At 41.7% G+C, this 24,770-nt stretch carries 17 protein-coding genes and 2 tRNA genes; 8 read left to right on the top strand and 11 right to left on the bottom strand.

The genetic code is table 11. The features are described 5' to 3' along the window. Positions 1–22 precede the first annotated feature (22 nt). Positions 23–95 (bottom strand) — tRNA-Pro (locus tag I2I13_RS15700). Positions 96–108: 13 nt separating this feature from the next. Continuing rightward, positions 109–181, bottom strand: a tRNA-Phe gene (locus I2I13_RS15695). A 199-nt stretch (positions 182–380) separates the two neighbouring features. On the opposite strand from I2I13_RS15695, the gene I2I13_RS15690 reads away from it, so the two are divergent. After that, the gene (locus I2I13_RS15690; protein ID WP_148367044.1) at positions 381–1,649 is read left to right on the top strand and encodes a cell wall metabolism sensor histidine kinase WalK; all 1,269 of its coding nucleotides are present in this window, start codon (positions 381–383) and stop codon (positions 1,647–1,649) included. A 235-nt stretch (positions 1,650–1,884) separates the two neighbouring features. Here I2I13_RS15690 and gadC read toward each other — a convergent pair whose 3' ends face one another. Then, on the bottom strand, positions 1,885–3,612 hold the full coding sequence (gene gadC, locus I2I13_RS15685) for a putative glutamine/gamma-aminobutyrate antiporter GadC (RefSeq protein ID WP_195649939.1): 1,728 nt from the start codon (positions 3,610–3,612) through the stop codon (positions 1,885–1,887). A gap of 216 nt (positions 3,613–3,828) precedes the next feature. Here gadC and I2I13_RS15680 point away from each other — a divergent pair, with 216 nt between their 5' ends. Beyond that, positions 3,829–4,608 (top strand): potassium channel family protein, encoded by a 780-nt coding sequence (locus tag I2I13_RS15680; RefSeq protein ID WP_148367046.1) that lies wholly within the window; start codon positions 3,829–3,831, stop codon positions 4,606–4,608. A gap of 161 nt (positions 4,609–4,769) precedes the next feature. Here I2I13_RS15680 and glsA read toward each other — a convergent pair whose 3' ends face one another. Both glsA and I2I13_RS15670 read right to left on the bottom strand, forming a co-directional pair. After that, positions 4,770–5,735, bottom strand: a complete 966-nt coding sequence (gene glsA, locus I2I13_RS15675) for a glutaminase A (RefSeq protein ID WP_148367047.1) — start codon at positions 5,733–5,735, stop codon at positions 4,770–4,772. 8 nt (positions 5,736–5,743) lie between these two features. Then, the gene (locus I2I13_RS15670) at positions 5,744–7,186 is read right to left on the bottom strand and encodes a glutamate decarboxylase (protein WP_148367048.1); all 1,443 of its coding nucleotides are present in this window, start codon (positions 7,184–7,186) and stop codon (positions 5,744–5,746) included. A gap of 250 nt (positions 7,187–7,436) precedes the next feature. On the opposite strand from I2I13_RS15670, the gene I2I13_RS15665 reads away from it, so the two are divergent. Both I2I13_RS15665 and I2I13_RS15660 read left to right on the top strand, forming a co-directional pair. Continuing rightward, entirely contained in the window at positions 7,437–8,693 is a 1,257-nt protein-coding gene (locus tag I2I13_RS15665) for an MFS transporter (protein ID WP_148367049.1), read from the top strand. A gap of 4 nt (positions 8,694–8,697) precedes the next feature. Then, positions 8,698–9,594 carry a DMT family transporter gene (locus tag I2I13_RS15660; RefSeq protein ID WP_148367050.1) on the top strand — a complete coding sequence of 299 codons (897 nt, stop codon included), beginning with the start codon at positions 8,698–8,700 and terminating at the stop codon, positions 9,592–9,594. Positions 9,595–9,650: 56 nt separating this feature from the next. Here the strand turns inward: I2I13_RS15660 and I2I13_RS15655 are convergent, their stop codons facing one another. The 3 genes from I2I13_RS15655 to I2I13_RS15645 form a co-directional block, all read right to left on the bottom strand. Further along, positions 9,651–10,043: an HIT family protein gene (locus I2I13_RS15655; RefSeq protein WP_195649938.1), complete on the bottom strand. Its 393-nt coding sequence runs from the start codon at positions 10,041–10,043 to the stop codon at positions 9,651–9,653. A 51-nt stretch (positions 10,044–10,094) separates the two neighbouring features. After that, complete coding sequence (gene greA, locus I2I13_RS15650; RefSeq protein WP_032844195.1) at positions 10,095–10,559, bottom strand: transcription elongation factor GreA; 465 nt, start codon at positions 10,557–10,559, stop codon at positions 10,095–10,097. Between the two features lie 181 nt (positions 10,560–10,740). Further along, complete coding sequence (locus I2I13_RS15645) at positions 10,741–11,892, bottom strand: DUF4369 domain-containing protein (protein WP_074636488.1); 1,152 nt, start codon at positions 11,890–11,892, stop codon at positions 10,741–10,743. A gap of 196 nt (positions 11,893–12,088) precedes the next feature. On the opposite strand from I2I13_RS15645, the gene pnp reads away from it, so the two are divergent. Both pnp and I2I13_RS15635 read left to right on the top strand, forming a co-directional pair. Further along, the gene (pnp, locus tag I2I13_RS15640; RefSeq protein WP_004323285.1) at positions 12,089–14,215 is read left to right on the top strand and encodes a polyribonucleotide nucleotidyltransferase; all 2,127 of its coding nucleotides are present in this window, start codon (positions 12,089–12,091) and stop codon (positions 14,213–14,215) included. 411 nt (positions 14,216–14,626) lie between these two features. Beyond that, positions 14,627–17,611: a hypothetical protein gene (locus I2I13_RS15635; protein ID WP_195649937.1), complete on the top strand. Its 2,985-nt coding sequence runs from the start codon at positions 14,627–14,629 to the stop codon at positions 17,609–17,611. 454 nt (positions 17,612–18,065) lie between these two features. On the opposite strand, the gene I2I13_RS15630 is transcribed toward I2I13_RS15635, so the two are convergent. Next, positions 18,066–18,329 (bottom strand): hypothetical protein, encoded by a 264-nt coding sequence (locus I2I13_RS15630; protein WP_148367054.1) that lies wholly within the window; start codon positions 18,327–18,329, stop codon positions 18,066–18,068. Positions 18,330–18,548: 219 nt separating this feature from the next. Between I2I13_RS15630 and I2I13_RS15625 the strand changes: the two genes are divergently transcribed. Together I2I13_RS15625 and I2I13_RS15620 are read left to right on the top strand one after the other, a co-directional pair. Beyond that, positions 18,549–18,998, top strand: coding sequence for a helix-turn-helix domain-containing protein (locus I2I13_RS15625; RefSeq protein ID WP_148367055.1), 450 nt, complete (start codon positions 18,549–18,551; stop codon positions 18,996–18,998). Between the two features lie 29 nt (positions 18,999–19,027). Further along, positions 19,028–20,785, top strand: a complete 1,758-nt coding sequence (locus I2I13_RS15620; RefSeq protein ID WP_195649936.1) for an ATP-binding protein — start codon at positions 19,028–19,030, stop codon at positions 20,783–20,785. A gap of 214 nt (positions 20,786–20,999) precedes the next feature. Here I2I13_RS15620 and I2I13_RS15615 read toward each other — a convergent pair whose 3' ends face one another. After that, positions 21,000–23,282: a GH92 family glycosyl hydrolase gene (locus I2I13_RS15615; RefSeq protein ID WP_195649935.1), complete on the bottom strand. Its 2,283-nt coding sequence runs from the start codon at positions 23,280–23,282 to the stop codon at positions 21,000–21,002. Between the two features lie 417 nt (positions 23,283–23,699). After that, positions 23,700–24,761 carry a butyrate kinase gene (buk, locus tag I2I13_RS15610; protein ID WP_074560082.1) on the bottom strand — a complete coding sequence of 354 codons (1,062 nt, stop codon included), beginning with the start codon at positions 24,759–24,761 and terminating at the stop codon, positions 23,700–23,702. Positions 24,762–24,770 lie beyond the last annotated feature (9 nt).

Raw genomic sequence — 24,770 nt, 5'->3', positions numbered from 1 at the left:
CAGCTAGTTAACCCCGATTTTGTCGGAATGAGGCGACTCGAACGCCCGACCCCTACGTCCCGAACGTAGTGCGCTACCAACTGCGCTACATTCCGATTGCTTAAGAAGTGGTGCCACCAGGAATCGAACCGGGGACACAAGGATTTTCAGTCCTTTGCTCTACCAACTGAGCTATGGCACCTTTCTCGTTTGCGGGTGCAAAGATAAGTATATTTTTTAATACCGCAATAACTTAAGGGGAAATTTTTACCAATTTCAGACTCGTAGAAATATAAATGCATTTTTGCTAGAATAAATATGTAGATAAACAGCTGTTTGTGCGACATATTTTATAAATTTACGGACTGAAACGATCAAAACAATATAAACACTCTATTACTATGTCATTACTGGCGATTATTGTTATAATAGTTTTGTTAGCTGCCTTCATTTATATGTGGGCAAAGTGTCAGTCACTCCAGAAAGAGGTGCATTTGAAGGAAAACAAAGAGAATGAACTTAAAAAGTTGGCTCTGGTTTTGCAGAACATCAATGCTTACTTTTTATTGATTGACAAAGATTTTGTAGTTTGTGATACCAATTATTATTCTTTGAACCATCTTCCAGTTCAGGTAGGTGGAGTTACAAAAAGAGTGGGGGATTTGCTGCATTGTAGAAATGCGATTGCAGCCGGTGAATGTGGTCAGCATGAACAATGCAAACTATGTTGTATCCGTGCGTCTATCGGTAAGGCTTTTTGCAAGAAAGCAAGTTTTAAAAATCTGGAAGCTTCCATGAAGTTATTGAGTGAGGATGAAACGAAAGTGACTCCTTGCGATGTATCGGTATCGGGTACTTATTTGAATATTCATGGCGAAGATTATATGGTGTTGACTGTTTATGATGTGACGGAGCTGAAAAATGCGCAAAGGCTACTGTCTATTGAAAGAGAACATTCTGTTTCTGCCGATAAATTGAAATCTGCCTTTATTGCTAATATGAGCCACGAGGTACGTACACCGCTAAATGCGATTGTCGGATTTTCGGGCTTGATGGTATCGGCTTCCAGTGAAGAGGAACGAAAAATGTATGCTGATGTTATTGCAGAGAATAATGAACGCTTGTTGCGCCTGGTGAATGATATTTTTGATCTTTCTCAAATAGAATCGGGAACAGTAGATTTTGTTTATACAGATTTTGATGCCAATGATTTACTAAGAGAGTTGGAGGGAATTTTTAAAACGAAATTGAATAACTCGTCGGTGGAATTGGTTTGTGAGGCACACATACAACCTATAATGATGTATTCGGAGCGGGAACGTATCATTCAGGTATTGTCCAACCTATTACATAATGCAATGAAATTCACCGAATCGGGTGAAATTCGTTTTAGTTGTAGCCAGAAAGGAACGGAAGAAGTTTGTTTTGTTGTGTCCGATACAGGCATTGGCATACCGGAAGAGGAACAGAAAAAAATATTCTCACGTTTCATAAAACTCGATCGTGAAATGCAGGGGACAGGACTTGGGCTGACTCTTTCACAAACGATCCTCCAAAATCTGGGTGGAAGTCTCGAACTTGATTCGGAAATTAACCGGGGATCTACTTTCAGCTTTGTGTTGCCACGGGTGATAAAGCCGGAACGGATAAAGCCACAGGCAATAAAATAAGATTCTTCAATCGACAGGTATTGTATCGATTAAATGATGGGGAACATACTTCTAAATAAGAAGGCTGGAGAAAATCCCCTAAAATAAATCACCCTCACTACAACCGTGGAGTGCATCCCAAAGGTTTTATAACTGACTTTAGGGGAGCACTTCACTGTAGTGAGGGTAATTTTATAAGTTCAAGGCTGTTTGAATAACCTCTTATTTTTTTGTGAACAGGATGGACACTTAGTCTTTACGACTTAGGTGCATCCTTATCTTTGTCTCCGGTTCCCGGAGATGCTTTGCCGGAAGTAGAATTTCCACTGGATGTAGCAGAACTGCTGTTTGATGGAGTAGCACCGGAGGCGGTGGCACCAGAGGATGCCGCATCAGAAACTGCTGCATTAGGAGCGGTTGCACCGGGCTTAGCTGTACTTGTCCCGGTTGCGCCTCCTGTATGTACAGAAGTTGCGGTAGGACGGGCAGCATTAGTGTTATTTGCACTGACATTGACAGTGGCTGGTTGAGCTTGAACTTCCCAGTGGAACGGTTCGAAATTGGAGTTAGGATCTACCCAAGACGGTTTCTTGGAAGCGTAGATAATAAACGGAGCAACAACAACGATAATAGCACCGATAATCAGTACGGAGAACCAAACGGTGTTGCTACCTGTAGAGATCTGGCTGGGCGGGATGAAGCTGAGGATAAAGGCAAGTAATGATCCGCAGAAACCAAGGCCACCGACAAACCACATCAGACCGTTGCCGGATTTACCGATACGGAACGGACGGTTGAGTTTCTTCATCTTATAACGCAATGCGATAGCTCCGGAGAACATCAACAAGTACATAATCAGATAAAGAATAACTGTCAGCTGTGACAGAATCTGATAGAAGCTCTGTACGGACGGCATGACAACGAACAACAGACTTAATACAGTTACAGCGATACCTTGTACGAACAGGATATTCTTCTGTACACCCAGTTTGTTTGTTTTCTGGAAGAACGGAGGCATATATCCGGCTTTGCCTACGGCAAATATACCTTTTGACGGACCGGCAACCCATGTTAATACACCAGCCAGTACACCAAATGCAAGGGCGACGGCAATGATTGGTGACAACCAAGAAGCATGGATATACTTGAAATAGTTGTCGAAACCGACAAGCAGACTTTGAGTCAGGTTGATATCTTTTGCAGGGATAATCACACCTAATGCAAAAGTACCCAAAACGAAGATCAACACTGTGATAAGTGCACCGATGAATACGGCTTTCGGATAATTTTTAGAAGGATTCTCTACGTCTTTTACGTGGATACCCCCCATTTCCATACCGGCATAAAACAAGAAGATACTGGCAGCAAGAACGACATTGTCAAAGTTGGTAAAGTCGGGGAAGAAGCTGCTATTGAAATCCATATTGGAATGTCCGCCGCTTGCCAGATAAATGATTCCCAAGATAATCAGCAGGGCAGCCGGGATAATTGTACCGACCATACCACCGACTTTGGCAACTTTACCTACCCAGCTCATACCTTTCAGGGAAATGAAAGTAGCCAGCCAGTAGATGATAAGTACTACGACGAGCGTATAATACTTATTGTTTGCCAGTGACATGTCATGTACGTCATTCATTCCGATGAAAGCGATAGATACGGCACCAAACGTTAACACTGTCGGATACCAGATCGTACTTTCGATCCATTGTACCCAAATGGCGAGGAATCCCAGCTTTTTGCCGTAGGCTTCGCCTACCCACCGGAACACACCACCCTGTTTATCCTGAAACATCGCCGCCAACTCGGCTGCAACGAGCGATGTAGGGATTAGAAAGACAATAGCTGCAAAAAGATAATAGAAGGCCGAACTCATTCCATATACGGCCTCGGCTGGTAGTCCACGCAAGGATACTACTGCCGTAACATTCATGATAGCCAGGGTAAACACGCCTAGCTTCACTGCATTTTTAATATTCGCCATAAGTTAAGGTTTTAAGTGAAAAATATTTTAAAGTCAGTGTTATAACAACATTTTGCGTGAGATGTTTCCGCAATCTCTTTCAAAGTTCGTTAATTAACATCCCCGAAATGGGAGATTGTAATCCCGGATTTACTTCTTCCGAAACAATCGCTTTCTTCGATTGTTTCTAAACCATCTAAATAATATATGAATCATTTTATTATAAACTAAGTAGTTATGAAATCAGCGCTTTCAGATTTTATTTCCGGGAAAAAGGGAATCTATGGTATTCTTCACATTATTATATTAATAATGTCCCTATTCCTGGTTATCAGTATCTCGGTGGATACTTTTAAGGGAATACCGTTTTATACACAGTCTTCGTACATGAAAGTACAGCTATTTATCTGTCTTTGGTTTCTTTTTGATTTTGTATTGGAGTTCTTTCTGGCAAAACATAAGGGACGTTATTTGCGGACGCATTTTATCTTTTTATTGGTGGCGATTCCTTATCAGAATATTATCGCTTATTATGGGTGGACATTTTCGGATGAGATCACCTATCTGCTCCGTTTCATTCCTTTATTGAGAGGAGGATATGCACTTGCCATTGTGGTCGGCTGGTTGACTTACAACCGGGCTTCGAGCTTGTTTGTTTCTTACCTGACGATGTTGCTGGCAACAGTCTATTTTTCCAGTCTGGCATTTTTTGTGTTGGAGCATCGGGTGAATCCTTTGGTGAATGGTTATGGAGATGCTTTGTGGTGGGCTTTCATGGATGTCACTACCGTCGGCTCGAATATCATAGCGCAGACGGTGACCGGACGTGTACTTTCCGTTTTGTTGGCTGCTTTAGGCATGATGATGTTTCCTATCTTTACGGTTTATATAACCAATCTGATTCAGCAATCCAACAAACGTAGAAAACAATATTACGAGGAGGAGGAACAACAGAAAAAGGCTTCCGCACAAAAAGAATTGGCGGAAAAAGCAGCCGTGCAAAAAGCAAGTACATAATAATGTGCTTGCGGATAAGGGCAAGAACAATAGTATTCGTTACTAAATGAATGAACTCCACCTTGTCCCCCCCCAAAAAAAAAAGGTATGGGGAATAGAAAAAGGTTACTATCGGGAGATAGTAACCTTTACCTTTCTTATAAAAGAGATAGAGAGAGTTTTTAGTCAACAACGGTGATGTGGTTGTTGCTAAATACATTCAATTCCAGCTTGTTCATGATGTATTGAATAGCTAACTGCGCTTTCACGGAGTTGCCCGAACCATCCAAAGGAGGAGCAAATGCGGCAATACCGAACTGTCCGGGCAGAACACCCATCACACCGCCACCTACACCTGTTTTAGCAGGAATACCGGAAGTATACATCCAGTCGCCGGTATGTTCGTAGAAACCTACTGCGGCAATCATGGCAGTGATCTTGGGAGCTAGTGCGGCATCAAAAACCTCTTTTTTAGTCACAGGGTTCACACCACCGTTGGCGATTGTACCAGCTGCAATGGAAAGCTGCAATGCAGTAACTCCCAATGAGCATTGGCGGGTGTAAAGGTCTAATGACATATCCGGGTCATCATAAATCCGGTTGTAATTCTTCAGCAGCCATGCGATAGAACGGTTGTTGAAGTTGGTGTCCGATTCAGATTTGTACAATTCATCAATCAGTTGCGGGGCACTTCCGCATAGGTCTGTCACATTTCCTACGATGGCCTCCCATTTCCCGGCAGAGTCTCCGATAGGTTTCACCATGCTGCAGGCAGAAATGGCTCCGGCGTTTACCAGGGGAGTAGACGGATGGTCGTTCTCCAGCAAGATAGCGATGATTGAATTGAAGGGCAAGCCTGTTGCGTCCGCTCCAATCTTGTCCAGGATTTCTTTAGCACCGTATTGGCGCAGTGCCAGGATAGCCGTATGCACTTTGGATACGGATTCTATACCGAAGCGATAGTCTGTGTCTCCCACATGGATGGTCTGCCCGTTGAGCAGGCAGACGCTGATTCCAAAGAGATCCTTGTTGACATTTGCCAGATAAGGAATATAGTCGGCATTCTTGCCGCCGGTATTGGTCTTTACCTGATCGTATGCCTCCTGTACCACTTCTTTCAATTGAGCGAGTGTTACTTTTTTATCCATAGATCCTTTTATTTTTTTACGGTTTTACGGCGACCACCGTGGTTGAACATCTTGGCTTCTACCGGAAGATTCTTTTCTTGAGCCATGCGGGTAGGAGTCGGATATTCCAGTTTTTCCAGTTCGGCGATGGCATTGTTGATGTCTCCCAGAAGCATATCTGCCATGTCGCGGCTGAATCCCTGACGAACAACGACACGCATCACTACATAATCTTCCAGTTTAGAAGGCAATGTGTAAGCAGGAACCATCCAACCGTGTTGAGACAATTTGTCTTGCAAATCATACAAAGTCCATTTGGCGTTCTTTGCATATTCCGGTTTCATATACCAGATGAATAGTGGGTTCACGACATCTTCGGAGTAGTTGACGAATGGAACCATCTTAGCTATTTCGCTATGGATATATTTGGCTATTTGCAGAGAGTTGTACTGCACTTCTTTGTAACCCTGGAATCCTAAACGGATGAATTGATAATATTGTCCCAGAATTTGTGCGGCCGGACGAGAGAAGTTCAAACCTACCTGTGTAATGTTGGCTCCCAGATAATTGACGCTGAATGACATTTCTTCGGGCAGATATTCTTTGCCTTTCCAACAAACCCATCCGAGTCCCGGATATACCAAACCAAACTTGTGGCCCGATACACTGATAGAAAGTACCCATTTCAAACGGAAGTCCCATTTCTTTTCCGGATACAGGAACGGAAGGATGAAACCACCACTGGCGGCATCTACGTGGATAGGAATGTCATAACCGGTCTTGGCATTGTAAGCATCCAGAGCTTTGTCCAATGCTTCGACATCATCATTCAGTCCAGTCCATGTAACACCTTGAATCGGTACGATACAGATGGTGTTTTCATCACACATTTTCAGAGCTTCTTCGGGGTCAAGAGTGGTTTTTTCAAGTGTCAAAGGCACTTCACGCATTTCGATCTGCCACAACTGTGCAAACTTTTCCCAAACAACCTGGAAACCTGTAGAAATAACAAAGTTTGGTTTATCAAACGGTTTGCCCTGTGCTTGTCTTTTCTTACGCCAACGCAACCAGGCAGCTACACCACCCAACATACATGCTTCTGAAGAACCGATAGCCAAAGCACCTGTTTTCCAAGTCTCTTTTTCAGGAGAGTTCCACAAGTTGGCAACGATGTTGATACATTTGCCGTTCATCACAGCGATACGCGGATATTCTGTTTCATCAATGTAGTTGATGTTGATGGCCTCATTCATCAGCTTGGTAGCATATTCGTCCATATAAGTGGTAACGAAAGTAGCCAGATTCAAACGGGGCTGAGTTTGAGCAAATGTTTCATCTTTCACCATTTGATAGGCGACTTCAGGAGTAGTAGGTCCATCAGGTATTTTCTCTACCGGAGAGGGTTGTAACATTCTGTCTGAACCAAATACATCGGTTTTTGCATCACCTTTTCTGAAATTTAAATCTTCCATACTAATTTGTTTTTTTTTAAAGGTTTAGGGCGATGGGGATTTTCCCCGTCGAATTTCCCACAACAACAGCAGATAGGTTTGAAAGTTTCCGGCTTTTACATTATTTGGCGTTTATTAAGGGGGTGGGTTTGCCTGCACGGAAGAACTTCCCGGGATGCTTTTGAAGCGATGAAGCCCGGATATACGTTTTTTGAACTTTATAAGAAGACTATTGTTTTCTTCAAACCTAAACATTTAACGAATAAGCATTATGAAGATACAGACGGGACGGGGAACAATTCCCCTTATTACTTTAATTGCTATCTGGTCTATTTCGGCATTGACTTCATTGCCGGGACTAGCTGTTTCACCTATATTGGGTGATCTTACGAAGATATTTCCGAAAGCTACGGATTTGGACATACAGATGTTGACTTCGCTACCATCACTGCTCATTATTCCTTTTATATTGCTGGGGGGTAAACTGACAGAGAAAGTCGATTATGTCCGTGTATTAAAGGTCGGACTCTGGCTTTTTGCCGCGAGCGGCATTTTGTATCTGATTTCCAATCGAATGTGGCAATTAATTGTGGTAAGTGCTTTGCTCGGTATCGGTTCCGGTTTGATTATCCCTTTATCTACCGGATTGGTTTCCAGATACTTTGTAGGAACCTATCGGGTGAAACAGTTCGGATTAAGCTCCGCTATTACTAATTTCACGTTAGTGATAGCAACTGCCGTAACGGGCTATCTTGCAGAAGTCAGCTGGCATCTGCCTTTCCTTGTCTATCTTCTCCCATTGATTTCCATTCTGCTGGTAGGACATTTGAAAGAAGACCGGACGGGAGAAGTCGCTTATACACCCTCTCCTTCCTCTTCTGCAGATACTACAAAAGACAACGAAGCCTCCGAACAATCTACTTCCATAGATATAGGGGGCAGCAAATACGGTATTCACATCAAACATCTGATAGAGTTGATGCTCTTTTATGGGGTGATAACCTATATTGTGGTAGTAGTGATTTTCAATCTGCCTTTCTTAATGGAGAAGCATCACTTTTCCAGTGGTAATTCAGGATTGATGATTTCGCTCTTCTTTCTGGCTATCACCGCTCCGGGTTTCTGTCTGGATAAGATCGTAGCACTGCTGAAAGGACGTACGAAAGCATACAGCCTGCTGTCAATAGCGTTGGGACTGCTATTAATCTGGATAGCTCCAATCGAATGGCTGATTATTCCCGGATGTATCCTGGTTGGTTTGGGATATGGCATTATTCAGCCTATGCTTTATGATAAGACCACGCAGACTGCCTTACCGCAAAAGACTACCTTGGCTTTGGCATTTGTGATGATGATGAATTATCTGGCTATCTTGCTTTATCCCTTTATTGTCGATTTTTTCCAGTGGATATTCCATACCCAATCACAGGAGTTTCCTTTTATCTTTAATCTTCTGATAACTATTGTCACTCTTTTCTGGGCATATCGGCGCCGTAATACCTTTTTGTTTAACGACCAATTGAAATAAAAAAATGAAGAATAAGAAACTGGAGGCCAATCTTAGCATGGCTGTCTCGAAAGTATTTAGCGGTTTAAATATGAATGCCTTAAAGTATCTTCTGCCTTTGTGGATGAGTCCATTGACGGGAGCCGCGCTTCGTTGCACATTTGCAGCGGCTGCTTTTTGGGTGATCGGGTGGTTTATGCCTCCGGAGAAATCGTCAGCCAGAGATAAATGGCTCCTCTTTCTGTTGGGGGCTTTGGGACTTTACGGTTTTATGTTTCTCTATCTGTCCGGATTGAGTAAAACAACTCCTGTTTCCAGTTCCATTTTTACCAGTCTCCAGCCTATTTGGGTTTTTCTAATGATGATATTCTTTTATAAGGAGAAGGCGGGCGCTAAAAAAATAATAGGAATTTCTATCGGTCTGATAGGAGCGTTGGTTTGCATCTTAACCCAGCAAAGCGATGATTTGGCCTCTGATGCTTTTATGGGGAATATGCTTTGTCTTCTTAGTTCTGTGGTGTATGCTGTCTATCTGATTCTTAGTCAGCGCATCCTCACGGCCATTGGAGCAATAACGATGTTGCGATATACCTTTTCCGGTGCTGCCGTGTCTGCCATTATAGTCACATTTATTACTGGATTTGATGCCCCGGTATTCTCCATGCCGTTCCATTGGACACCTTTCCTTATTCTGATGTTCGTATTGATTTTCCCTACCACTATCAGTTATATGCTGCTGCCTGTCGGTTTGAAATATCTGAAGACAACGGTCGTCGCTATCTACGGTTATCTGATTCTGATTGTGGCGACCATTGCCTCCCTTGCTCTAGGACAAGATCGCTTTAGTTGGACGCAGACGTTTGCAATCATCTTTATTTGTATTGGAGTTTATCTGGTTGAAGTAGCCGAAAGTAAAGAATAGTAAAGAAAAAAAGGCATTCCATCACGGAATGCCTTTCATTATTTCATCATCATGTTTTATAGAGAGGAGTTGATTGCTTTTGCTATGGACTTGAATTCCTCGTCCGACAATTTCAGTTTCGGATTCGAAAACAGCATATCCGATTCCTTTTGAATAGGAATTAAATGAATATGTGCATGAGGCACTTCCAGTCCGATAACAGCTTCACCTACCTTTCGGCAAGGGAATGCTTTCTCAATGGCACGGGCTACTTGCTTTGCAAACACATGCATAGCAGCCAGGTCTTCATCGCTCAAATCGAAAATATAGTCTACTTCCTGTTTGGGCACTACCAATGTATGTCCCTTTACCAACGGATTGATATCGAGAAAAGCAAAAAACTTTTCGTTTTCCGCTACCTTGTAGCAGGGTATCTCGCCTGCGATGATTCTACTGAATATTGTTGCCATAACTTTTATTGATAAATTAAGGCAAGCCCCACACGGAGACCTGCCTTTACGTTAAATTGATATGTTTACTACTTCCAGTGCAATTTTACCTTGTGGAACAGTGATTTCTGCTACATCACCCACTTTCTTGCCAAGCAGACCTTGTGCAATCGGGGTATTAACGGAAATCTTTCCTTCCTTCAGGTTAGCTTCACTTTCTGAAACGATGGTATAAATCATCTTCATGCCATTCTTTACATTCTTCAGTTCCACCTTATTTAAAATCTGTACGGAATCTGTTTTCAATTTAGATTCATCGATGATTTTTGCATCTGCAATGGTAGCTTTCAATTTGTTGATACGCATTTCGAGCATACCTTGCGCTTCTTTTGCTGCATCGTATTCAGCGTTTTCAGACAAGTCTCCTTTATCTCTGGCTTCGGCTATTGCCGCAGAGATCTTCGGGCGTTCCACTGTTTCCAGTTCCTTCAGTTCCGCCATCAGTTTTTTGTAACCTTCTTCTGACATATAAGCCATGATGTTTTCCTCCTTTAATTGTTTTAAATGGTCATATAAACAAAAAAGAATTCCAACATGAGCCATGTTGGAACCCTCTTTTCATTATTTCTTTGCAAAGATAGCTTTTTATGTGATACGTGTCAAGTGAAAAAAGATGCTATGTAACATATTTAAAAGAAATATGCTAAATTATAACAACTTAGAGTAATGACTTGACAGCTGCTTCCAAATCCTTAATATCTTCGCCACGAAGCTTCAATTCGTTGTTACGATTAATCAAAAAGATAGATGGAACCTGACGAACATTATATACAGCTACGTTGGTAGAGTAAACTCCGTTTCCATCGCGCACACAGACCCATGGAAGGTTGTCTGCCGCTGTTTTCCAGTAGTGTTCGTCCGCGTCGAGAGATACCTGGTATATTTCCAGTCCTTCTTTAGCGTATGTATTATATAGTTCGCGAAGCATCAGGTTGTGAGGAGCTCCGGCAGGTGACTGGAACACAGAGAAATCAAGCAAAACGACTTTGCCTTTCAGGTCGGTCAGCTTGCGCACATTTCCTTTCACATCACGCAAGGCAATGTCGATGATGCCGGTTTCTACGATCTTATCCTGTGGAATTTCCAGTGCTTTCGTTTGCGGTTGGCGCGTGTTCTTCATTCCTTTGATTACAATATTATAAAGGTTTTTGGAACGTACCGCATGAGGGAACGAGTTGTTGAGGCTCGTAGCAACAGCAGCGAAACATTTCACATCGTCTTTATTGTTCAACGGATCGAATATCAGATAATTATTGAGCTTCTGGAACAGGGCAAAGTAAGCCGCAGCCGTGTTGGGAGCAGCGAAAATATAGTTCACCTTGACATCTTCCTTATAGTTGTTGAGCAACGTAGCCAAGCTATCTTCGAACACATCGTGCCCTATCCTGTTGCTGCGCAAGGATGCCAGCAAATCGTCCACCTCTTTTTGAAGCCGGATCTGCTTCAACGTCAGTTCTTTGATTTTATTGCTGTTTTCCGAACCTTCCACCGCATAAGCAGTAGAGAAGTCCACATACGGAGCTTTGATCTGGATCGTTTCGATAGAATCTACAGAAAAATTGATGATTTTGTCGTCAATCCGCAAACGGTAAAATTCGGGTGACTCAGGACGAGGCTGCTTGAAACTGAATGTGCCTTCCCCTTTCAGCTTTACTGAATCGAGCGGAACAATACCTTCCAGACCGGAAGCTTCGAGATAAAGCATTTTACCGTCGGCTCCTGATACATCCCCGTTCACCTGGAATTTAGGGCCGGAACTACAAGCAGTAATAGTAAGTGCGGCGAGCGCTGCAAAAGTAACCTTTTTCATATAGTGTGTGTTATTAACGAGATGCAAATATACTTCTTTTCGAGATTAGTCAAAGCATTTTGCTGTGTTCTTCATCCTAATTTTGAAAAAAAATCAGTTCACCACTAACTTTTTACCTCATTTCCACCTAATTACCACGATAAATGTATATCTTTGCAGGAATTTTGAAAGAAAAAGTATAGATAAAACAATTTTTATGATTAACCCAATTGTTAAGACAATCGAGTTACCTGATGGAAGAACCATCACACTCGAGACGGGAAAGTTGGCAAAACAGGCAGACGGTTCTGTAATGCTCCGCATGGGAAATACCATGTTGTTAGCTACTGTTTGTGCCGCTAAAGATGCAGTTCCCGGAACAGATTTTATGCCTTTACAGGTAGAGTACAAAGAAAAATTTGCGGCATTCGGCCGTTTCCCCGGTGGTTTCACCAAGCGAGAAGGTAGAGCTTCTGATTATGAGATTTTGACTTGCCGTCTTGTCGACCGTGCTCTCCGTCCTTTATTCCCCGATAATTATCACGCAGAGGTATATGTAAACATCATCCTCTTTTCTGCTGATGGTGTGGATATGCCGGATGCATTGGCAGGACTTGCCGCTTCTGCAGCACTTGCCGTTTCAGATATTCCTTTCAACGGACCGATTTCTGAAGTACGTGTAGCACGTATCGACGGTCAGTTCGTTATCAATCCTACTTTTGAACAACTGGAAAAAGCTGATATGGATCTGATGGTAGCCGCTACTTATGAGAATATCATGATGGTAGAAGGTGAAATGCACGAAGTATCCGAAGCTGAATTGCTGGAAGCAATGAAAGTAGCTCATGAAGCTATCAAGGTTCATTGTAAAGCTCAGATGGAGTTGACTGAAGAGGTTGGAAAAACAGTGAAACGTGAATACAACCATGAAGTGAACGACGAAGATTTGCGCAAGGCTGTTCGTGAAGCATGTTACGAAAAAGCTTATGCTGTTGCCGCTTCCGGAAACAATAACAAACACGAACGTTTTGCTGCTTTCGAAGCTATCCGTGAAGAATTTAAAGCTCAATTCTCTGAAGAAGAGTTGGACGAAAAGGGTGCGTTGATCGACCGTTACTACCACGATGTAGAAAAAGAAGCAATGCGCCGTTCTATCCTTGACGAAGGTAAGCGTTTGGATGGTCGTAAGACTACTGAAATCCGTCCGATCTGGTGTGAGGTTGGTCCTCTGCCTGGTCCTCACGGATCTGCTATCTTTACTCGTGGTGAAACACAATCACTGACTTCCGTTACTCTGGGTACCAAACTGGATGAGAAGATCATTGACGATGTTTTGGAACACGGAAAAGAACGTTTCTTGTTACATTATAATTTCCCTCCTTTCTCTACAGGCGAAGCAAAAGCACAACGTGGTGTAGGCCGTCGCGAAATCGGTCACGGTCACTTGGCTTGGCGTGCTTTAAAAGGACAGATTCCTGCTGACTATCCGTATGTAGTACGTGTGGTTTCAGATATTCTCGAATCTAACGGTTCTTCTTCTATGGCTACTGTATGTGCCGGAACATTGGCATTGATGGATGCTGGTGTGAAGATCAAGAAACCGGTATCAGGTATCGCTATGGGATTGATTAAGAATCCGGGCGAAGAGAAATATGCTGTATTGTCTGATATTCTGGGTGACGAAGACCACTTGGGTGATATGGACTTCAAAGTAACAGGAACAAAAGATGGTATTACGGCTACTCAGATGGATATCAAGGTAGACGGTCTGTCTTACGAAATTCTGGAACGTGCTTTGAATCAGGCAAAAGAAGGACGTATGCACATCCTGGGTAAGATTACTGAAACAATCGCTGAACCACGTGCCGACCTGAAAGAACATGCTCCACGCATTGAAACGATGACAATTCCTAAAGAATTTATCGGTGCTGTGATCGGTCCTGGTGGAAAGATCATCCAAGGTATGCAGGAAGAAACAGGTGCTGTGATTACTATCGAAGAAATTGATGGTATGGGACGCATCGAAGTTTCCGGAACAAACAAAAAATGTATTGATAATGCAATGCGCATGATTAAAGCAATCGTTGCTGTTCCTGAAGTGGGCGAAGTTTATAAAGGTAAAGTTCGTTCTATTATGCCTTATGGTGCATTCATCGAATTCTTGCCGGGCAAGGATGGTTTGCTGCACATCTCTGAAATTGATTGGAAGCGTCTGGAAACAGTAGAAGAAGCTGGAATTAAGGAAGGTGATGAGATTGAAGTAAAACTGATTGATGTTGACCAGAAAACTGGTAAATTCAAACTTTCAAGAAAAGTGTTGATGCCAAGACCGGAAAAGAAATAAAAGAGTCATATCTTCTATATAATGAATAGTCTGAAAACTTAGTTTTCAGACTATTTTTTTTAATTCCACTTCTCAGAAAGTATAGTATCAATGAGGTGATACCCTCCCCTTGAAGCGTGATTGTTCAAGGGCTTTTTTGTATATGGATGTATAGGGATCTATTCGTTGCGAATTTCGAATATCGAAACTTGGGTTTTACGGATTTTGTGAAATCCGCAAATGCTGATGCGCTGTCAATACGCTTTTTGCATTTTACAATGTATGTGCCTTTGATTTGCATAATCAGTTGTTATTCAATACGTTTATTGCTTATATCAGAAATGGATATAATTCATAGAGTTACGCGAATTCACGATATTTGCATATTGAGAATAGAGAGAGAATTTGATGTTGTGTAAAAGGAAACAATGAATGATGAAGAGTGGAAATAGAATATATAGAAATTGGCTTTATGCGTTATTGCTGATTGTCTTTTCTTCTTGTATAGATGAAACTTTCACCGAGAATACTGTGGAAGGGACATTTCTGACAGTGAGAGGGATAACACCTCTGGGAGCAACCACACACGAGGGTACTCCGGAAGACCGAGTAGTGCGCACCCTGCGTATTCTGGCATTTGATCGGACGACTGGAAATAAGATTAGTAATGTATCTTATGCTGCATCAACAGGAGATATCATTCGGCATCCTATTGATCCGGGAACGTATGATTTTGTGTTTTTGGCCAATGAACCTCCTCATATACCGGTTAAAACCAAGTTGGAAGCTATTGGTAATTACAGTGATTTGAATCATATTGCTTATCCGGCAAGTTTTTTCTCATCGGAGCAACTCATCCCGATGATGCAGGAGATAAAGAATGTAACCGTACTTTCCAATGGTCAGGGGGCCACACTGGAAAATGGTACGACAGTGTCCATGCTACTATTGGCTTTGGAACGACTTGGAGTGAGGGTAGATGTTGAACTGAAAGCAGTGGATGACTTGAATAGTGTTTTTAAAGGAGTAATATTCAGTAATATCCCCAATCTCGTTCCCTTGACGGCAGGTTATGATGGTCCGGCTATTGAACGGAATGTGGTACGTAAGTTTACCTTAACCGACGATGGGGGGTATTTTGCTGACGGCACTGCTACCGCCGAATGGGGATGGGGCAAGAAAGTCAACCGTATTATCTTGCCGGCAAGCGAACCGGCATCTGTCAATGACGAAGATGAGGCTGTGATTTTCACCGTTGATATGGTAGATAATTATAGTCCGTCTTGCGAATTGAAGATAAATTCGAGTCCGGTGAATTATAGTTTGCCTAAAAATACGAAGCTCGACTTGACAGGATATATACAAGATCCATTGCAGGTGAATATAATAGCATCGAAGTGGGAAGATGTGGATGAAGATTGGGACATAGTAGGTGTCAAAGTATTGAATGTATCGACTTTGGAAACCGGTATTACCGATTTTAATGGGGCGCGGATCTCTTTCAGTTCCAATATGCCGATAGTGAAAGTGTTACCCGAATTGTATGTGGGTGCTACGGGAACTACTAAGGCCGAAACAGAAAAGATATTTAATGACCTTGTATTAAAGTCTAATGATGCCAAAGATAATGGGGCGACGATCACATACGCCACTTCCCGTTTTCTGTACACCTATGATAAAACATCTCAAACCGGTACAGGATATATGGATGTGTTGCTTGATGAACAGAATGTGAAGGGTGCACGGGAAACTTATCGGATTGTTTTGTCTGTTGAAGACGAAGACGGTGGCAAACTGCAAAGAGAAATAAAAGTCAATACAGTTCAAGACGGAAAACGTTTTGCATTTAATGCATACGGAACTGGGTACATAGGTGCTTTTTTTAGAGATGATGAGATTGGTGAAAGAATTATTTCCGGACAGCAGGCTAGGATAGCGGGAGCAAGCGAGCGTCCGGAAGATTTGGGAGCAATTTCTCCTTGGAAGGCGACTGTGGAATCCGGTGATTTTGTAGTCTTGAGTTCTACTCCAAGCTTCGACCCTCGTGTCGGAATGGATGATCCGGGGAATCCAGAACACTATCAGGTGCTCCCTAATGCATATAAAGGAGAGGGAGGAACCTATGTGGAAGGTAGGGGACGTGTCTATTTCCGTATTGGTGTAAAAGGGAAAAATACGGGAGCAACTCCAAGGTATGCCAGAGTTAAAATTGAACGTTATGGAGGTAGATGGGGGACAGGGGACAATCAAGTGTGGTACAGTGCAGAATATCTGTATGTCCGGCAGGGGGAAGAGCCCGATTATATTATGAGGCCGGGAACTGCAGACCCTATATCTAAAGGGCCATTGCAAGGTAAATCCCGTGATTATGCTCGTAAAATATCACCTTATAATCTGACCTCTCCGGCCTATTATAACGGTAGTAATGCCCTGTATACTCCGGTGGATCATAAGCAGGCAAAGTTTGTAAAGTATCCAAGTCAGGCTGGGGCTTTCTTTCAATGGGGACTTCCCAAGAAGGCGAATCAGGATTATTTCCGGTTAGCTTATCATCCTACTGCCCTCACTGTAGACCATTGGATTAAAGATATACAGTTCCTCAATGAAACGTATAAGCTGTTTTTACCGGTATGGGGAGCGGCTCCTTCATCACCGGAAATTATATATGATTATGGATACACAGAGGTTTTTGAATCTTGTCCTGAAGGATATCACCGCCCGTCGGATGGGTATATTGATAGAGTCTCTTATAACGGACCGTATCCCAATAATTTGGATCAGAATGGCGATCATGTCATTGTTGATACCGATAAAAATGTCATAAAGGCAAATTTGGTGGATTATAGCGATGATATAGCTTTTTCCGAGTTGCGGCAATCTTTATTTATAAATCCATTAAGTGGAGATGCCGGTTTGAATTCGAATATTGGAGGATATGATGGTTCGGCGGGAGTGGGTGGAATTAAGGTAGACCGATATCAGAACTTTTGGAAGGATAGAAATAGTACAAGTGAAGCACAAGAACATATGAAATTCTCTATAGGTTTTTATGCTGATGGTTTCTTTGACCGCCGACCTGTCAAAATGGGATCGGGTGACGGGAATTATCCTTATTGTGTTTCATCGGAGAATGCGCAGGCTGCGTATATGGGAATTCTGGTCTATAATGAGTCGAATGGTGCTTCTGTTTTCTTTCCTTCGGCGGGAAGACGTCGTAATCAGAATAGTAGTCTGGAGTATGCTGGGCAGACAGGTTATTACCATACCTCTTCCATAGCTGCATCGTCTGCCGAAGATCCTCATGCTGTATGGAGTATGTTTTTGGGTAAATGGCCGAATCCGGGACTTATGTATCAGTTGCCGACATTTGGGCAGTCTATCCGCTGTGTTAAAAATGAAACATCGGGTACGAGATAACCCACAGTATATTCTAATCTGACTCTGACTTAATTTATTGCTTTGGTTAAGCCGAGTCTGTTTTTCTTTGCATTTAATCCCGTTTTTTTTAAAAACGGGATTTTTTATTAGTAACATTCAGAGTTGACCTGTTTTATATAAAAAGAATCGGAAAGTACCCCCATACTTCCCGATTCGAAACAGTCAAAAATCGACCTTAATCAATTTATTAACTTAACACGTCGCAAAGATATGAGAAAAATTTCTTTGAAAGAGCTTTTTTGCTCAAAAAGTTTATGATACAGGCAAATATACCCGCTAATAAAGCCGCTTTTCTTGCTTTAAAACCAACGCTTCGTTCCTTTTAAAGGAGCGACCCCTTCCTTTTAAAGGAAGAGGCCGTTGGTTTAAAAGGAACTGATAGGGTGTTTATATAGAGATTAGGATTAATGATTTTTCGATTATATCAGTTAGTTTATAAGTTTGTTTTATACTCCTCTTCTATTCGTTTTATATGTGCGAGGTTTCTTTCCAGTAATTCATTTAGCTCGTGATTAGAAAAGCAAGCTCCTAAATAGATCGTGCTTTCTGCTTCAAAGTCAAACGATTCATTGTCTTCATTCACTACAATCTCAATTTTTCCTTGTGCATCTGTAGAGATTACTACATTGTATCTAGCCATCAATCCTTTGAGCTCTTTTATGAATCTATATTCTTTGTTTGTTAATATTCTTTTCATGTCGGTCAGCTCTTTTGTTTTGCTATTCTTTCGTGTGGTAAAGTTCGTAATTATTTAACACATTACACGCTATTTGAAGTATTCATTTTATTCTATTTGTCAGGTTGTAATATTCCTTTTATTCATATTATCACATCTATTCGTTTTTTTCGTATATTTGCTTCGAGCGAAACTTTTCATTTGTATATTTGTTGGATTTTAAAAAGAAAGAAAATAAAAATGGAAACAGAAGAATTGATTATTGGGAGAGTCCATCACGGACGCAATATACGTCGTACCCGTGTTGAAAAGAATATGAACCAGGAGGGTTTGAGTGAATTAGTACATCTCTCACAGCCTGCTGTTTCTAAATATGAGAAGATGAGAGTGATTGATGATGAAATGTTGCAACGCTTTGCACGGGCGTTGAATGTGCCTTTCGATTATCTCAAGACTTTGGAGGAGGATGCACAGACGGTGGTGTTTGAGAATATTACAAATAATGGTAATGCAGCCACAAATGCTAATATTGGATTTGTTGATGAAGTTGGTGAGGACAATCGAGTTAACAATTTCAATCCTATCGACAAAATCACTGAACTTTATGAGCGTCTTTTAAAAGAAAAGGATGAAAAGTATGCCGCTTTAGAACGTCGTTTGCAGCATATTGAAGAAAGTTTGCAGAAATAAAGAATAGATAAATTGAAAGGAATCGCAATATGATGAAACAAATACCTTACGGAATAACTGATTTTGGTAGAATCCAGAAAGAAAATTATTATTATGTGGATAAGACAATGTTCATTGAAAAAATAGAGATGCAACCACCTTATCTATTTCTGATTCGCCCTCGCCGATTTGGTAAGAGTTTGACTTTGGCAATGTTAGAAGCTTATTATGATGTTAGTTATGCTGAACAGTTCGACGAGTTGTTTGGTCAACTATACATAGGTCAGCATCCGACGAAGCTTCACAATCAGTTTCTCATTATGCGATTTAATTTCTCGGAAGTGAGTTCTAATGTCAACGAGGTAGAGCGTTCGTTTAAACTTCATTGCTGTAACAAACTACAAGAATTCGTTTACAAATACGAATATTTGCTGGGCAAAGAAATATGGAGTGTTCTCAACGAGGATATACAAGAGGATCCCGGAGCATTTTTATCTGCAATAGGTTCTTATGCTACTCGTAAGAAAAATCTTCGTATTTATTTGCTTATTGATGAATATGACAATTTCACCAATACCATTCTTTCAACCTATGGTACGGAATTCTATAGAAAAGCAACGCATGGTGAAGGTTTCATTCGTGGCTTCTTTAACGTGATAAAATCCGCTACAACAGGAACGGGCTCTGCCCTTGAACGGTTGTTTATTACAGGAGTGAGTCCGGTGACGATGGATGATGTTACTAGCGGTTTTAACATCGGGACTAATATCACAAATGATTCATGGTTTAATGATTTGGTCGGATTCAGTGAGAAAGAGTTGCGTGAGATGTTGATATATTATAAAGAGCAGGGAGTGCTTGAAGAATCTATAGATGAAATAGTTGCCATGATGAAACCTAATTATGACAATTATTGCTTTAGTGAAGACACATTAGAGCAGTGTATGTTTAATTCCGATATGACTCTTTATTTTCTGAAATCTTTTGTACTTCATCATAAAAAGCCTAAAGAAATTGTAGACCCCAACATCCGTACTGATTTCAACAAACTGACATACTTGATAAAACTCGATCACGGATTGGGAGAGAACTTTTCCGTTATAAAAGAGATAGCCGAGCAGGGAGAGATTACTACTGACATCGTTACTCATTTTTCTGCATTGGAGATGACGGATCCTAGTAACTTCAAGTCTTTGCTATTCTATTTCGGGCTTCTCTCCATTAAAGGTGTAGATATGGTGGGAAGACCCATTTTGCATGTGCCGAATTTAGTTGTAAGAGAGCAGCTGTTTAATTTCCTGATACAAGGCTACGTCAAGCATGGTATCTTTAAAATGGATATGAACAAGATGAGTGCTTTATTTGAGAATATGGCTTTCAGAGGGGACTGGAAACCGTTGTTCGATTTTATTGCCGACGCTGTTCGTGAGCAAAGCCGTATTCGTGAATATATTGAAGGTGAAGCGCATATTAAAGGCTTCTTGCTTGCTTATTTAGGAATGTATCGGTATTATCAGCTCTACCCGGAATACGAATTGAATAAAGGCTTCGCAGACTTCTTCTTCAAACCTAGTCCGTCGGTTCCCGTACTGCCTCCTTTCACCTATCTGCTTGAGGTGAAATATGCAAAAGCCGGCGCTTCGGAAAAAGAAATACGTACCCTTGCCGATGAGGCACGTGGTCAGTTGCTGCGTTATAGCGAAGACGAACTGGTGGCAGAAGCCAGAGCGAAAGGTGGGTTGAAGTTAATTACGATTGTTTGGCGTAGTTGGGAGCTTGCCTTATTGGAAGAAGTTACTCTTTCTTAAAATACAAATACCATAAATGTTGCTAGATGGTTTGCGGTTCATCTATTTTTGCCTGATTTTGAAACGTTGATGAATAAGGAGATAACTTTTTCCTTTTAATGAATATCTCTAATAAGTCTTGAAGAATAAAATTTGCCTCTGCTATGGATTCCCATAATAGAGGCAAACTTATCAACATGAGACTTAATTAAACAGTCTCTTGTTTTTTATGAATTTAATGAATCTTTTTTAGGACTTTAGAGAAGGAGTAAGGAAAGCTTTCCTCTTCTGTTCCTCTGCTTAAATTGGGCTGGCTTCCCATTTGGAAGTTGATGTTTCCTCCTTTTAATAAGTCTTCATGGCGTAGATAGTTCTTTTTATATTCTGTGCCGTTCAGATTCATTGTTTGAATATACATATTCTTCTTGCTGTTATCGGTTGCCTGGATGATGAGGCTGTTACTGTTTTCAAGATGTAAGGTTGCTTTTTTAAAAAGAGGAGCACCAACGACGTATTCGTCGGTTCCCGGACATACGGGGTAAAAACCTAATGCGGAGAAAACATACCATGCCGAAGTCTGCCCATTATCTTCATCTCCACAATATCCGTCAGGACCCGGTGTGTACATTTTATCCATGACCTGGCGTAGCCAATACTGCGCTTTCCAGGGTTGACCGGCATAGTTGTATAGGTAGATCATGTGTTGGATTGGTTGGTTGCCATGTGCGTAATTCCCCATATTCATGATTGTCATTTCACGAATCTCATGAATAACCTGCCCGTAATAACTTTCATCAAAGACAGGAGGTACGGAGAATACAGAATCCAGCATAGTGATAAACATATCTTTTCCTCCCATTAAGTCAATTAATCCTTGTGGATCGTGGAATACAGACCATGAGTAGTGCCAGCTGTTTCCTTCGGTAAATGCATCCCCCCATTTCAATGGTGAGAATGGAGATTGGAATGTTCCATCTTCATTTTTTCCTCGCATGAGCTTGGAGTCTTTATCGAATACATTCTTATAGTTCATCGCCCGTTTGGCAAAGAGCTGTATTTCTTTTTCCGGTCGCTTTAATTCTTTGGCTAATTGATAGATACACCAGTCGTTGTAGGCATACTCCAAAGTTCTGGCAGTGTTTTCATTGATTTTTACGTCATAAGGGACGTAGCCTAGCTTATTATAATATTCGTATCCGCGTCTTCCTGTGGAAGATACGGTGGGATGTACGCTTTTTGTTCCATGTATTAACCCTTCGTACAAGGTTTTCACATCTTCTACTTTAATACCTTTTAAATAAGCATCTGTCAGTATGGAAGCCGAATTATTTCCTATCATGCAGTCTCTGTGTCCGGGGCTGGCCCATTCGGGGAAGAATCCGCTTTCTTTGTAGGTATTGATGAGCCCTTCCTGCATTTCTTTATTCATCGACGGATACATCAGATTCAGTAATGGGAAAAGACACCGGAAGGTATCCCAAAACCCGGTGTCGGTAAACATATATCCCGGTAGAACTTGCCCGTTATAGGGGCTGTAATGAACAGGTTTTCCGGCTTCGTCCAGTTCGTAGAATTTTCGGGGGAAAAGTAACGAACGGTATAAGCAGGAGTAGAAAGTGCGGTATTGATCGAGATTTCCTCCTTCCACTTCGATTTTTCCCAGTACCTGGTTCCATGCTTTCTGTCCTTTTTGTTTTATCTGCTCCAGATTGTCATTTCCTAATTCTTTCATATTCCTTGCAGCCTGTTCGAAGCTGATAAAGGAAGAAGCGATGCGTGCATGTACTTGTTCTCCACGTTGAGTTTTAAAACCTATAATGGCTCCTGCATGGTCAGTAGTCTGTTCGGTTGCATTTTCTTGAATACTTCCATTATTCACAGTGGCTTTATAGGTGAAAGGCTTATCGAATTGAATAATGAAATAGTTCTTGAAGTTTTCGGGAACTCCTCCGCTATTGCGTGTACTATAACCGATAATTTTGTTTTCTTCTGGGATAATCTGAATAAAAGACCCTTTGTCAAATGCATCGACTGCAATATACGAATGTTCGTTTTCCGGGAAAGTGAACCGGAAGAGTACAGCACGTTCAGTAGGAGACATCTCCGTGACAATATCGTATTCGGCCAGATACACCTTGTAGTAATAAGGAGTTGCTTCTTCTCCTTTGTGTCCGAACCAGCTAGCCCGCTTTTCTTCGTCGAATTCAGGTTTACCTACCATCGGCATAATGGAGAACTGTCCGTAATCGTTTATCCATGGGCTGGGCTGATGGGTTTGTTTGAATCCACGGATTTTATTGGCTGTATAGACATATTGCCATCCGTCTCCCATTTTTCCGGTCTGTGGCGTCCAGAAATTCATTCCCCAAGGGCGGGCAATGGCAGGGTAGGTGTTACCTGTTGATAATTCAAAAGATGATTGTGTTCCCATTAACGGATTAACGTATTGTGTCCAGTCTTTGGACTGGGCAAGAAGCGTGCAGCTAAGCACTAAAAATAATAACCAACATTTCTTCATAATTTTCTTTTTGAGTTTATAGCTTGCGAAGTAATCACAGCGTTTTCATGTGTTGCCAACGTTGAATGTTCCAACGGGTTGAGACATGACAAAAGTATAGCTTCGTGGTTAAGGTCGTGGTTAAAATCGTGGTTAATGCGATGGCTAATAGGCGCTTTTTTTATTAACCCCGCTAAAGAAACTATCGCAAAATTCTTTTTTTATTATGTTATTCAACTATCTATGTGAAATAGACAAATATTACCTTACTGTTATTATTTGTATTAGTGTTCTTTTTTTGTCAAACCATTTATGTGCTCAAGGCTTTATATTAGCAGGCATTGTGAATGGTGCTGTACAGTTAGCCGTTTCCAATTAGAAACAGAAACAATCAACTGCTTGGTGATTGGTTACTAAATAGCCTTTTTGTGCGACTGCCTATTTATAGATTTGTATCGGCAATTCCCCCTTTAGTGCTCCTACGGCATTAAATGCTAACGACTCCATTTCATTTTCTCCGGGATAAACGTAGATGGGAGCCAGGAAAGAAATTCTTTTTTTCAGTCTTGAAATCACATAGTCCGAATAAGCGATGCCTCCTGTCAGAAGGATGGCATCTATTTTTCCACAAAGTACGGTGGCACTAGCTCCTATTGCTTTTGCAACATTGTAAATCATGGCATCCAGTATCAGTTCCGCTTTTTTATCTCCTTCTTCGATAGATTGTATAATGGCGGGAACATCGGTTGTACCTAGATGGGCGGTCAGTCCGGCGCGTCCGGAGATACGTTTTTTCAATTCGTCTTTGGTGAGTTGACCGCTAAAACATAGGTCGATCAGTTGACCGGCGGGAAGTGTACCGGCACGTTCCGGTGAGAAAGGACCTTCACCGTCCAATGCATTGTTGGCGTCAATGGCTCGTCCGTGGTGATGGACTGCGACAGAGATGCCACCTCCCAGATGGCAGATAATTAAATCCAGCTTTTCGTATTGGGTTCCCTGCTCTTTGGCAAAGCGGCGGGCGATTGCTTTCTGGTTTAATGCATGCCAGATAGTAATCTTCGGCATTAAAGGAGAACCTGTGATGCGTGCTATGTCTTCCAGTTCATCCACCACTCCCGGATCAGCAATGAAAGCCGGACAGCCGGGCAATGTAGCCGCCAGTTCGCTGGCAATCAATCCTCCTAAGTTACAGGCATGGGTACGCATGGCATGTACGGTATCACGTTTCATGGCTTCATTTACCTCATACACTCCGCCTGGTATCGGTTTTACTAAACCGCCGCGTCCGATGATGGCATCAAAAGAAAAAGGTATCTTATTGTTTTCCAATTCTTGTAACACCAGGTTTTTCCGGAATTTAAACTGGTCTATCACCTCGGGAAAAGCGGATAGTTCTTCTACTGAATGTTTTATATTGCTGACGAACAGAGGAGTGTCATTTTCGTAAACCGCTATTTTGGTAGAAGTAGAACCGGGGTTGATGACCAGAATTTTCATGAATGGTAG

Source organism: Bacteroides sp. D55t1_190419_B8 (assembly GCF_015558905.1).
GTDB lineage: Bacteria > Bacteroidota > Bacteroidia > Bacteroidales > Bacteroidaceae > Bacteroides > Bacteroides vicugnae.
Note: the sequence above shows the minus strand (reverse complement) of the source record. Positions and strands in the feature narration are given on the sequence as shown.